This is a genomic window from Rhodococcus sp. WAY2 (assembly GCF_009859915.1).
GTDB classification, from domain to species: Bacteria; Actinomycetota; Actinomycetes; order Mycobacteriales; family Mycobacteriaceae; genus Rhodococcus_F; species Rhodococcus_F oxybenzonivorans.
The window spans coordinates 1,758,724-1,770,013 of record NZ_CP046572.1; the positions used below are offsets into that span (position 1 = coordinate 1,758,724).

Annotated in this window: 14 protein-coding genes; 9 read left to right on the forward strand and 5 right to left on the reverse strand. The window is 65.3% G+C overall.

Annotation, left to right across the window (positions count from 1 at the left end):
- Nucleotides 1-2 precede the first annotated feature (2 nt).
- Nucleotides 3-1,136, reverse strand: a complete 1,134-nt coding sequence (locus GFS60_RS08210; RefSeq protein WP_159920313.1) for an RNA-guided endonuclease InsQ/TnpB family protein — start codon at nucleotides 1,134-1,136, stop codon at nucleotides 3-5.
- 95 nt (nucleotides 1,137-1,231) lie between these two features.
- Between GFS60_RS08210 and resB the strand changes: the two genes are divergently transcribed.
- From resB to GFS60_RS08225, 3 genes are all read left to right on the forward strand, one after another.
- Nucleotides 1,232-2,896: a cytochrome c biogenesis protein ResB gene (gene resB / locus GFS60_RS08215; protein WP_159920315.1), complete on the forward strand. Its 1,665-nt coding sequence runs from the start codon at nucleotides 1,232-1,234 to the stop codon at nucleotides 2,894-2,896.
- Nucleotides 2,893-3,864 (forward strand): c-type cytochrome biogenesis protein CcsB, encoded by a 972-nt coding sequence (ccsB, locus tag GFS60_RS08220; RefSeq protein WP_109327882.1) that lies wholly within the window; start codon nucleotides 2,893-2,895, stop codon nucleotides 3,862-3,864. Before resB ends, ccsB begins: the two co-directional genes overlap by 4 nt.
- A 96-nt stretch (nucleotides 3,865-3,960) precedes the next feature.
- A complete protein-coding gene (locus GFS60_RS08225; RefSeq protein WP_159920317.1) occupies nucleotides 3,961-5,304 on the forward strand; it encodes a nucleotide-binding protein in 1,344 nt (447 codons plus the stop codon).
- Nucleotides 5,305-5,329: 25 nt separating this feature from the next.
- On the opposite strand, the gene GFS60_RS39005 is transcribed toward GFS60_RS08225, so the two are convergent.
- Both GFS60_RS39005 and GFS60_RS08235 read right to left on the reverse strand, forming a co-directional pair.
- Nucleotides 5,330-5,533 (reverse strand): hypothetical protein, encoded by a 204-nt coding sequence (locus GFS60_RS39005; protein ID WP_159920319.1) that lies wholly within the window; start codon nucleotides 5,531-5,533, stop codon nucleotides 5,330-5,332.
- Nucleotides 5,534-5,703: 170 nt separating this feature from the next.
- Complete coding sequence (locus GFS60_RS08235) at nucleotides 5,704-5,931, reverse strand: BldC family transcriptional regulator (protein WP_109327888.1); 228 nt, start codon at nucleotides 5,929-5,931, stop codon at nucleotides 5,704-5,706.
- Between the two features lie 187 nt (nucleotides 5,932-6,118).
- Between GFS60_RS08235 and GFS60_RS08240 the strand changes: the two genes are divergently transcribed.
- Nucleotides 6,119-6,502, forward strand: a complete 384-nt coding sequence (locus GFS60_RS08240) for a DUF4229 domain-containing protein (protein ID WP_159920321.1) — start codon at nucleotides 6,119-6,121, stop codon at nucleotides 6,500-6,502.
- Complete coding sequence (locus tag GFS60_RS08245; protein ID WP_159920323.1) at nucleotides 6,499-7,608, forward strand: PLP-dependent cysteine synthase family protein; 1,110 nt, start codon at nucleotides 6,499-6,501, stop codon at nucleotides 7,606-7,608. Before GFS60_RS08240 ends, GFS60_RS08245 begins: the two co-directional genes overlap by 4 nt.
- 31 nt (nucleotides 7,609-7,639) lie before the next feature.
- Here GFS60_RS08245 and GFS60_RS08250 read toward each other — a convergent pair whose 3' ends face one another.
- Entirely contained in the window at nucleotides 7,640-8,185 is a 546-nt protein-coding gene (locus GFS60_RS08250) for a GNAT family N-acetyltransferase (protein WP_159920325.1), read from the reverse strand.
- Nucleotides 8,186-8,314: 129 nt separating this feature from the next.
- Between GFS60_RS08250 and GFS60_RS08255 the strand changes: the two genes are divergently transcribed.
- The 4 genes from GFS60_RS08255 (at nucleotide 8,315) to GFS60_RS08270 (ending at nucleotide 10,358) form a co-directional block, all read left to right on the forward strand.
- Nucleotides 8,315-9,067, forward strand: a complete 753-nt coding sequence (locus GFS60_RS08255) for a lysophospholipid acyltransferase family protein (protein WP_159920327.1) — start codon at nucleotides 8,315-8,317, stop codon at nucleotides 9,065-9,067.
- 62 nt (nucleotides 9,068-9,129) lie between these two features.
- Nucleotides 9,130-9,345, forward strand: a complete 216-nt coding sequence (locus tag GFS60_RS08260) for a helix-turn-helix domain-containing protein (protein ID WP_109327895.1) — start codon at nucleotides 9,130-9,132, stop codon at nucleotides 9,343-9,345.
- A 6-nt stretch (nucleotides 9,346-9,351) separates the two neighbouring features.
- Nucleotides 9,352-9,915, forward strand: coding sequence for a Clp protease N-terminal domain-containing protein (locus tag GFS60_RS08265; RefSeq protein WP_159920329.1), 564 nt, complete (start codon nucleotides 9,352-9,354; stop codon nucleotides 9,913-9,915).
- Between the two features lie 62 nt (nucleotides 9,916-9,977).
- Nucleotides 9,978-10,358, forward strand: a complete 381-nt coding sequence (locus GFS60_RS08270) for a phage holin family protein (protein WP_159920331.1) — start codon at nucleotides 9,978-9,980, stop codon at nucleotides 10,356-10,358.
- Nucleotides 10,359-10,364: 6 nt separating this feature from the next.
- Here the strand turns inward: GFS60_RS08270 and GFS60_RS08275 are convergent, their stop codons facing one another.
- Complete coding sequence (locus GFS60_RS08275; RefSeq protein ID WP_159920333.1) at nucleotides 10,365-11,234, reverse strand: 1,4-dihydroxy-2-naphthoate polyprenyltransferase; 870 nt, start codon at nucleotides 11,232-11,234, stop codon at nucleotides 10,365-10,367.
- Between the last annotated feature and the right edge of the window lie 56 nt (nucleotides 11,235-11,290).

Consider the following 11,290-nt stretch of genomic DNA (forward strand, 5'->3'; position numbering starts at 1 on the left):
AATCAACCCGGAGGAGGCTGCAGGTGTCTTACGTCGTCAACGCTGGTGTGGCCCCGCTCTGCCACAGCCAGGATTACCCTGGCAGCATTCCTGTCCCTATGGTCGGTATTCCCGCAGGTGTGACACCGGAAGATGCGTTCCGAGAGCCCCAGCCGCTGCTTGGCTCTCGCGAAGCAACTGGAGCACGTCATTGTGGTGTAGGCGGGCGCGACGATGACCACCTGACGTCCCGCCCGCTCCGCACGGTAAATCAATTCTCGTTTGACCGTGCCGATCGTCGCATCTGCAGACTTTCGGGCCATCGTCGATCTAGCAAGGAACTTCGGCTTGAAATCCTCCACCGCTATAAGTTGATGGCTTTCAACGACATCGCGTGCCCACATTCGGGAGTCGTGCTGGGTCTGTCTGGCCGCCTTCTTCTGCAGCCGGGCGGCCTCCCGCCGGGCTTCCTTATATCCGTTCGACGGAGCGATACCCTTCTTTCGACGTCGCCTTGCCATCTTCCTTTGTGCCTTTGCGAGTTCGGCGGAACAGCGCTTCCGATGCCCGAGGTAGACCAGGTCATACCGTTCGTCCGTCGTGGTCGCGGTGGTCGACACGCCCCAATCGATACCGATGCCACCCGTCGCCTCCGTAGCGGAAGTAGCCGAGCGGCGGACCACAAAAGACGCGTACCAATGTCCCAAGGAGTCTCGGTAGACGCGCACAGAAGTCGGCTTCGACGGCAACTTCCGGGACCACACCACAGGAATTCTTACCCCTTTTGGCAGCACAAGCCGACCTTCGAGGAACGAGAAGCCGCGGGTGGTGTACTCGAGGGACGGGAGGCTTCTGTTTCGTGCCTTATACCTCGGTCGTCCACGGTTTCTCACCCCAAACGAGGCACTCAGCGCCTGCCCGTATGTGCGCAACATCTGCTGCTGCGCTACCTGCGAACCCTCGCGCAGCCACACGCAGCGCGCGCGTGCCTGGGTGAGCAATTTCGAAAGCGCGCCGAAAGTCGGCCTACGCCCCGATCTCTGCTGGTGGACGGCCTCGTTCCACAGGAACCGACAACGATGCCACTCTGCAATAAGCGCACGCTCCGCCGTCGCGCCCGGGCGCAACCGGTAGGAGTAGCGCACTACTTCCCCCATTTCCAGATCGTAACGAGAGGCACCGACATGTATCGGCAGCCATGCCGCCGCAACGTCCGGCCGGACGTTGCCGGTGATTTCTCGGGTGTTGCCCGATGAGCGACACCCAGACCCCCGAGGCCCCGGAAACCGCACCGGTACCCCGCCAATCGCTGCCGGGCCGCGCTTTCGCGCTGGTCCGCAACACCTGGCGTGGGCTCACGTCGATGCGGACGGCGCTTGTGTTGCTGTTCCTGCTGGCACTCGCGGCGATACCCGGGGCCTTGCTGCCCCAGCGCAGCCTCAATGCAGGCAAGGTCGACGAGTACATCGCGAATCGGCCGACCCTCGGTCCCTGGATGGACCGGCTCGAACTCTTCGACGTATTCGGCAGTTTCTGGTTCACCGCGGTCTACGTCCTGCTCTTCATCTCGCTGGTCGGCTGCATCCTTCCGCGTTGCGTCGATCACGCGAAAGCACTGCGCACGCGTCCGGTGGCGGCGCCCCGCAACCTCGCGCGTCTGCCCCACCACGTCGAGCGCCGGGTCGACGAGACGCCCGAGGAACTCGCCGCCCGCATCCGTACTTCGCTGAAAGGGTGGCGGGTGGAGACCCGCACCGGCGGCGCACGCCCGGTCCGCGACGGTGAGATCACCCTCTCCGCGGAGAAGGGTTACACGCGCGAACTCGGCAACCTCGTCTTCCACCTCTCGCTCGTCGGTCTGCTGGTGGCCATCGCCGTCGGCAAACTGTTCGGGTACGAGGGCAACGTGATCGTGGTCGCCAACAACGGTCCCGGCTTCTGCACCACGTCCCCCGCCGTGTTCGATTCGTTCAAGGCAGGGAACACGCAGGACGGCACGGGAATGACCCCGCTGTGTCTCAAGGTCAAGGATTTCACCGCCGACTACCTCGACAACGGTCAGGCCGAGATGTTCACGTCGAACATTTCGTACCAGGCCGGTGACGACCTCGAAACCGGTACCTGGCGCGACGATCAGTTGCAGGTCAATCATCCTCTCCGCGTCGAGGGAGACCGTGTCTACCTGCAGGGACACGGATACGCGCCGACATTCACCGTCACGTTCCCTGGCGGCGAGACGCGGACCGAAACGCTGCAATGGCGACCCGACGATGCGACGACGTTCCTCAGCAGCGGGGCCATGCGATTCGATCCGCCCGGCGGCATGTACCCCGACACGGACGAGCGCCGTAAGAATCAGATCGCGATCGAAGGCTTGTTCGCCCCCACCGCGCTGTTCCACGGCAACCTGCTCGCGTCGAGTCATCCGGCGATGAAGGACCCGGCGGTGGCCATCGACATCTACAAGGGCGACACCGGCCTCGACACCGGCAACCCGCAGTCGCTGTTCTCCCTCAATACCGAACTGATCAACCAGGGCCGGCTGGTGAAGCAGGACCGCGTCAACCTCATGCCGGGGGAGAGCGCCACGCTCGCCGACGGCACTCAGGTGCGGTTCGACGGCGCCGTGGACTTCGTCAATGTGCAGGTGTCGCACGATCCGGCGCAACAGTGGGTGCTGGTGTCGGCTCTGACGATGATGGCAGGACTGCTGGTGTCGCTGCTGATCAAGCGGCGCCGCATCTGGGCCCGCATCTATCCCGCGGACCCCGCCGACCTTGACCCACGACGTACTGTAGTAGAGCTTGGCGGACTCGCCCGGACCGATCAGGCCGGCTGGGGTGACGAGTTCGACCGGCTCTGCGCCCGTCTGCTGACGGACGACACGAAGCCTGACGCGCAGGAGAAGCGACGATGACGACCAACGAGACACTGGCGCAGTACAGCGACTGGGCCTTCCGATCAGCGTTCACGGTGCTCGCGCTCGCGCTCGTGCTGCTGATCGTGCAGTACGCGTCGACGAGGGCGCGCGCCGTGCAGGACAAGGAGCTCGTTGCGGCGGGTGCCAGGCCCGCCGGCTCCGCGGCGGTTCCCGGACGCGTGGTCGAGCAGCCGAAGAAGCCGATGGCCGAGCGCTTCGGCGGCATGGGGTCTGCGGTGCTCGTGGTAGGCACTGTTCTCATCTTCGCGTCGATCGTGCTCCGCGGATTCGCCACCGACCGTTTCCCGCTCGGCAATATGTACGAGTTCGTCACCATGGCCTGCGGGGCGGCGCTCGTCGTGGGGCTGGCGCTCCTGTCGAAGCCGGCATACCGGCCGATGTGGGTTTTCCTGCTCGTCCCCATTCTCATCCTGATGTTCCTCGCCGCCACGGTGCTCTACGCGGATGCGGCACCGGTGGTGCCGGCGCTGCGGTCGTACTGGCTTCCCATCCACGTCACCATCGTCAGCGTGGGTTCGGGCGTCTTCCTGGTGTCGGGCATCGCCAGCCTGTTGTTCCTGCTGCGGATGCGTTACCCGCGCGGCGAGGAAGGAACGGGCGTCTTCGCGCGGGTGGCGGAGCGCCTGCCCGACGCGCAGACCTTGGACCGATTGGCGTACAAGACCACGATCATCGGGTTCCCGCTGTTCGGCGCCGGTGTCATCCTGGGGGCGATCTGGGCCGAAGCCGCCTGGGGGCGGTTCTGGGGATGGGATCCCAAGGAGACGATGTCGTTCATCGCCTGGGTGATCTATGCGGCATATCTCCACGCCCGAGCGACCTCCGGATGGCGCGATACCAAAGCCGCGTGGATCAACATCGCCGGCTTCGTCGCGATGCTGTTCAATCTGTTCATCATCAACATGGTGGTGTCGGGACTGCATTCGTATGCGGGCCTGACCTGACGGTCACCACCGACTGATATTCTTCCGCCGCGACGTCTCCCAGCGGTGTGAAGCGGTGGGGACTACGGAGACTTCATCTAGGGGGGATGTTCGGCCATGTCCGAAAACAACGCTGGCGGGTGGGAGCCGGTGCGGCCGGCATCGAACCCGCCCGCCGACACCACCGTGGGATCCACACCGCACAACGCCGCGCGGCAGGCGCCGTACGTTCAGCCGCAGGGTCCCAACCCCTTCGCGCAGCCGGGGCACCAGGCCCCCGCCGCGACGCCGGCGCGTCCTCAGACGCAGCCCCCGGCCGCGGCTCCTACTCAGGCACCGGCGCCCACACTGGCTCCCGCATCTCCGCAGCCCGCCCCGGCTCCGACGTTCACGGCCCCCGCGCAGCAGCTGCCGTCGCACACGCAGCAACCTGCTCCCGCCGCGTACACGTCGGCTCCCCAGCAGCATCCGGCGAGCCGTCCGCAGACCGTGCGTCCCGAGCAGCAGCAGTACGCGGTGTCCGCGCGAGACCTGTCCACGTCACTTCTGCTCAAGCAGGTCAAGCCAGCGCCCACCACGGGGTGGCGCAGAATGCTGTACCAGGTGTCCGGTCGCTACATCAACCTGGGGAACAGCGCCAAGGAACAGCGCCGCATCGAGCTCACCAAGCAGGTCAACCAGCCGTTGCAGGGCTGCTACAAGATCGCTTTGCTGAGCCTCAAGGGTGGAGTCGGCAAGACCACCACCACGGCCACACTGGGATCGACGTTCGCATCGCTGCGCGGTGATCGAGTGATCGCGGTCGACGCCAACCCGGACCGCGGCACGCTCAGCCAGAAGATCCCCCTGGAAACCCCCGCCACCGTGCGGAACCTGCTCCGCGACGAACACAGCATCGAAAAGTACAGTGACGTCCGCAGTTACACGTCACAGAGTCGGCATCGGCTCGAGGTACTCGCATCGGACAGCGACCCGGCAGTGTCGGAGGCGTTCAGCGCGGACGACTACGCGCGCACGGTCGCAATGCTCGAGAAGTTCTACAGCATCGTCCTCACCGACTGCGGCACCGGGCTGATGCACTCTGCGATGCAGACGATTCTCGAAGAGGCCGACGCACTCGTGGTGGTCAGCTCGGGGTCGGTCGACGGTGCCCGCAGCGCCTCGGCGACGCTCGACTGGCTCGATGCGCACGGCTACCGCGAACTCGTCGCGAAGTCCGTGGCCGTCGTCAACGCCGTCCGCCCGCGCTCCGGCAAAGTTGATCTGCCGAAAGTGGTCGAACACTTCGAACAGCGGTGCCGACTGGTCCGGCTCATCCCGTTCGATCCACACCTCGAAGAAGGCGCCGAGATCGAACTCGATCGCCTGCGGCCCAAGACCCGCAATGCCCTTCTCGAACTCGCTGCAGCGGTGGCGTCCGACTTTCCAGCCTCCACCTTCGCGCTCCAGGATCATCGCTGACGCAGTAACCGAACCGCGGGGGAAATCACCCAGTGGTATCCGGCGAACCCGTGTCGGGCTCGTCCGACTTCCTCCGTCGGGCGTCCCGACTCATGCGCCACAGAAAATCCGGATCGTCGTCGGGTCCGAGAACCCTGTCGTCGAGAACTGGCTTCGTATTCGGGCCGAACGCTTTCCAAAGTAGAAACGCCACGACCACGAGCCCGATGAGCGCCAACAAATACAGCACCGCGCACCTCCTTACACCGCTCGGGTAGCCGGTATCCCTCGAGCGTAGCCGTGTAAGAAGCCGACGGCACCTACCCCCTCAGGGGCGAGCCCGTCCACCTGTTCAGGGTCGCGCAGCCTCCGTGTTCAGGGTCGGGAGCCTCCGTGTTCAGGGTCGGGTAGCCAAGGTGTTCAGGGTCGGGCAGCCTCCGTGGTGAGCGAGCGGAGCAGTTGCATCACTTCGGCCTCACGGAACCGGCGGTGGCCGCCGGGTGTCCGGAGCGAGCCGAGCCTGCCCGCGTGCGCCCACCGGGTGACGGTTTTCGGGTCGACGTGGAACAGAGCGGCCACCTGGCCCGGGGTCATGAGGGCTTCGTTCGGTCCGCTGAAACCGGATCCGTTGTAGGTGGGTGCGCTCATCGACGGTCCTCCGCTGTTTTCGTTCTGTCAGTGCTGCAGCTGGTCGCAATCGCGACCGAATACGGTCATCGTGGCATCACAACCCCCAGGTACTCGAACGATCTAATGTTGGTAAAGGGGAGGTAATAGACAAATCGGATAAGTCGGACGTTCGAGCGCGCCCCGGTGGGTGGGTAATCTGGGGGTCGTGAGCGAGCCCAGTGAGAAGCCGAAGAACCCGAAGCCAGCCGATCAGGCCAAGCCCCCCGTGACCGCAGGGTCGGCGGCCCCGCAGCCGGCCGAACGGGTCACCAAGGGTCGTCTGGCTCGCGACGTCGCGCTCTACTCCTTCGCTCGACTGCTCCTCGTCGTCGTCATCGCGGGCATCATCCTCGGAGTCGCCGCGCTGGTCGGGGTGACGATTCCGCTGCTCGTCGCCGCCATTTTCGCGGTCCTGATCGCCCTTCCGCTGTCTCTGCTGCTGTTCGCGACACTTCGGCGCAGGGTGAACGAGGGGATCGCTGCGTTCGACGCGCAGCGCCGCGCGGACCAGGCTGACCTGCGCGCGAAACTCCGCGGCGAGGACCGGTGACGGACGCCGACTGCGTCGTCATCGATCGAAGCCGGTCCCGAGACTGGGTGGACAATGCGGTTCGTCTGATCGAGGCCGACGCGCAGCGCAGCGCCGACACGCATCTCCTCCGTTACCCGCTTCCCCCGGCGTGGGGCGTGCAGCTGTACCTGAAGGACGAGTCGACGCACATCACGGGAAGCCTGAAGCACCGGTTGGCCCGTTCACTTTTTCTGTACGCGATCTGCAACGGGTGGATCACCGAGGGAACCACGGTCATCGAGGCGTCGTCCGGTTCGACAGCGGTCAGTGAGGCCTACTTCGCCAAGATGCTGGGCCTCGACTTCGTGGCGGTGATGCCGCGCAGCACGAGCGGCGCCAAGGTCGCGCTGATCGAGGCGCAAGGTGGGCGCTGTCACTTCATCGACCGCCCGCCCGAGATCTACAGCGAGGCCCGCAGGCTCGCGGCGGAGTCGAACGGCCACTTCATGGATCAGTTCACCCACGCCGAGCGGGCCACCGACTGGCGGGGCAACAACAACATCGCCGAGTCGATCTACCAGCAGATGGCGCGTGAGGAACACCCGGTGCCGGAGTGGATCGTGATGAGTGCCGGTACCGGAGGCACCAGCGCGACGCTGGGGCGTTATATCCGGTACCGCAGGCACGCCACCCGACTCCTCGTGGTCGATCCCGAGAACTCGGCGTTCTTCGGCGGGTACGACACCAATTCCTGTGACTACGCGACCGGGCTGCCGTCCCGTATCGAGGGCATCGGCAGGCCTCGCGTGGAACCTTCGTTCGTCGGACAGGTCATCGATCGGATGATGCGCGTACCTGACGCCGCTTCCATTGCCACCATGCGCCATGCCAGTTCGGCACTGGGCCGGCGTGTGGGTGGTTCCACCGGCACGAACCTGTGGGGCGCGTTCTCGGTGGTGGCAGAGATGATCGCGGCCGGCCGCTCCGGCAGCGTCGTGACCGTCCTCTGCGACGGCGGTGAGCGCTACGCGGACACCTATTACGACGACCGGTGGGTCAGCGCTGAGGGCATCGACCTCACCGGGCCGACTGCATTGCTGGACGACTTCGCGCATACCGGAGTCTTGCCAGGTCACACCGCCTGAGAGTGGCTGAGTCGGACCGGGAGTGCCTGAGTCAGGCCGGCTGACTCGTCGGCTGCGCCCGGCGTGCGGGCGTGGCCACCGGTCGCGTCATGGTGACGCGCGGCCACGCTGCCAGTCCGTTGCGTGCCTCGTCCGCGCGGATCTGTGACAGCCCGGGGGTGAGTTCGCAATCCTGCAGGGGCCGAAAGCCCAGCCGCTCGTAGTACGGCGCATTCCAGGGAACGTCGACGAAGGTGGTCAGTGTGAGGGCCGGAAAGCCGCGTTCCGCCGCCCAGGACGAGATCTCGTCGAGAAGGAGCGCCCCGAGTCCCTGCCGGGCGGCGCTGGGATGGACCGAGACCTGTTCGATGTGCGCGGCGCCGTCCACGAGCGCAACCAGGGCATATGCGACCGGGTCGCCGTCTGCGTCCGCGGCGACCCAAATCCTCCCCGCATCCAGAAATTCCCTCAACTCGTCGAGTGAGGGCGGCGGATCCTCCGCGATCGCGTCCATTCCGATGTCGCGGAACGGAGCTCCTGCGGCAACTTCGATCTGTTGGAGAGTGGGCAGGTCGGTGACGATGGCCGAGCGGATCACAGGTCTGTTTTACCCGAAACCAGTCAATTCACACACCTTTGCAGCATGATCCCAGTACCTACGCCTCCGTAGGCTACGCAACCGTAGGTTGGTAGCCTGAGGTCAGGACGATGCGATCGGGGACTAGGTATGGACAGGCCCGAGGTAACCCTCGAGAACTACCGTGCGGTGTACGGCTATTACCGCGATCATCAGCAGAACCGGGTGCTGGCCAAGCTGGCGTACGCGATGTTGAGCATGAAGTACCGGCCGCGGGTCCGGTATGCCGACGGCGCCGAGGAGCAGCTGACCGAGCTCGTCAAGTCCGGAGCGGTACTGCTCGTGGCCGCCAATCATGTGACGCACAGCGATCAGTACACGCTTGCCGCGACCGCGTGGAAGACGCCTCTGCGCCGAGTGATCGGCAGGACCCGTGTACTGGCCAAGGACGAGTTGTTCACCGACCCCGATCTCCGCAAGAAGGTCGACATGATGGGCGGCATCCCGGTGTTCCGCAGTAAGAACTACGGCTTGCGCGCCGTGGCGGATGCGGGGCGTCTGATGATGGACGTGGCGGCCGAAAGGTTATGCCGGGGAGACAACCTCGCGATCTTCCCGGAGGGCACCTGCAATGAGGGCGACCCGACCCGGCTCCAGCACATCAACAGTGGCATCGGTCATATCGCCAAACGCGCTGTCGATCGAGGTGTCACTCCGACGCTGCTCTCGATCGGCATCAGCTACGGCCCGGACGCGCACGGCGCCGATACCGAGCTGGTGAAGGGTGCGAGTGTGTATGTCGCTCAACCGCTCACTGCTCTCCCCGTCAAGCCGATGGACATTGCCCACATCGCGCAGTGCGAGCTGCAGAAGGCGGTCGACGGGGCGGTCGCCGCGTACTGAGCCGTCGACAAGGCGTCAAGAAAGGTTGACGCCCGACCCGGTGTCAATCTAGATTGACATGTATGACGGAGGCAACGACACTCGCAGCTGCAGCGGGAAGCCCGGACCCCGCCGAGGGGTTACGGGCCGTGCGTGCCCTGCGACGTCTTCTGGAGCGGCTCGAAGCTATTCAGGTCGACAACGCTCGCGCTCAGGGCTGGTCCTGGCAGGCGATTGCCGACTCGCTCGAGGTGAGCAGGCAAGCGGTCCATCAGAAGCACAATCGGAAAGGGAGGTAGCTCCCCATGTTCGAACGATTTTCGACGGATGCCCGTGCCGTGGTGATCGATGCCCAGAAGGAGGCTCGCGCTCTGAAGTCGCCGCGGATCGGTCCCGAACACCTCGTTCTCGGGCTTCTGTCCGTGCCGACCGAACCCGTCCAGGGCATCCTCGCCGATTCCGGCATCGTCCTCGCGGCCGCGAGACGCACTGTCGCGGAACGGGGTATAGCGCTCAGCGATGCGGACGCGGATGCACTCGGATCGATCGGCATCGATCTCGACGCCGTCCGCCGCAGTCTCGAACAGACCTTCGGGAAGGGCGTCCTCGATCCCGAGCCGCCCAAGGGGCCGCGCGGCTGGTTCGGGCGCAAGTCGGGCCACATCCCGTTCACGAAGGACGCCAAGAAAGCGCTCGAACTGTCCCTACGGGAAGCCCTGGCCCGCAAGGACAATCACATCGGACCCGAGCACGTGCTGCTGGGAGTGCTCCGAGCCGCGGACGGCACGGCCCGCGAGATACTCGAGGTTTCGGTGACTGTGGACGAACTTCGGCGTCGGGTGCACGCCGCGCTCGACCGGGCAGCCTGAACCGGGCTCTCCGCGAATGGGGGCGATGCCCGTGTGTCGCAGTGATGTGCCAGCATGCACAGATGACCTTCTTGGTACGTCTCGTCGTCAACGCGTTCGCGATCTGGCTCGCGGCCGCCTGGGTGTCGGGCATAGACATCTCGAGTTCGGGCAACGGCACTGCGTGGGACATCGTGGTGCTGCTCGGTATCGCGCTGGTATTCACGGTGGTCAACATCTTCGTCAAACCGCTGGTGAAGCTGTTGTCGTTGCCGCTGCTGATTCTCACGCTCGGACTTTTCACCCTGGTGATCAACGCGCTGATGGTGATGCTCACCGCTTGGCTGAGTTCACAGACCGACTACGGCATGACGGTCGACGGCTTCTGGACGGCTCTCTGGGGCGGCCTGATCATCTCGGTGGTCAATTTCCTGGTCAACATCGTCGTTCCGGACCGCGACTGAGCTCGGTCAGGCCAGCGACAACGCCACGGCCGTGGCTGCGCCCCAGATGAGCATGGCCAGGCCCGAATCCCGCAACGCCGGTATCAAGGCCAGGCCTGTGGCGCCGGAACGAACCGGCGAGTTCGCCCGGATGGCAAGGGGCACGGCCAATAGTCCGAGAAGCGCCCAGGGGGTGCGCGCAAGGAGGACGAGAGTCGCGATGAACGGGACTGTCAATGTGACGAGGTGCAGGATGCGGGTGCGGGAATCGCCGAGACGGACAGCGAGTGTGCGTTTGCCCGATTCGGTGTCCGTGGGGATGTCCCGGAGGTTGTTCGCCACGAGCACCGCGCTGGAGAACGATCCGACGGCAACGGCCGTCACGAGTCCCGCCCAGTCCACCGTCTCCGCCTGCACGTATTGGGTGCCGAGGACGGCGACGAGACCGAAGAATACGAAGACGGCAACCTCGCCGAAACCGCTGTACCCGTAGGGTTTTTTGCCGCCTGTGTAGAACCAGGCGCCTACGATGCACAGCGCGCCGATCAGAACCAACCACCATGCGGTGGTGACGGCGAGTACGAGTCCGGCGGCAGCGGCGACGGCGAAGCAGGCGATGGCAGCAGCTTTCACCGCCGACGGCTTCGCCAACTTGGAACCGACGAGCCGCAGCGGTCCGACCCGTTCGTCGTCGGTGCCGCGAATGCCGTCGGAGTAGTCGTTGGCGAAGTTGACCCCGACGATCAACGCGAGAGAGACGACGAGCGCCAGTAACGCCTTCCACCACACTGCGCCGCCGAGCGACGCCGCTGCGCCTGTGCCCGCCAGCACTGGGGCGATCGCGTTCGGGAGGGTGCGCGGACGAGCGCCTTCGATCCATTGAGCAGCCGTTGCCATGTGTCGATCTTTGCACTCCGCACCACCGCCGAATGCGGTGGACCAGTACCTGAGTG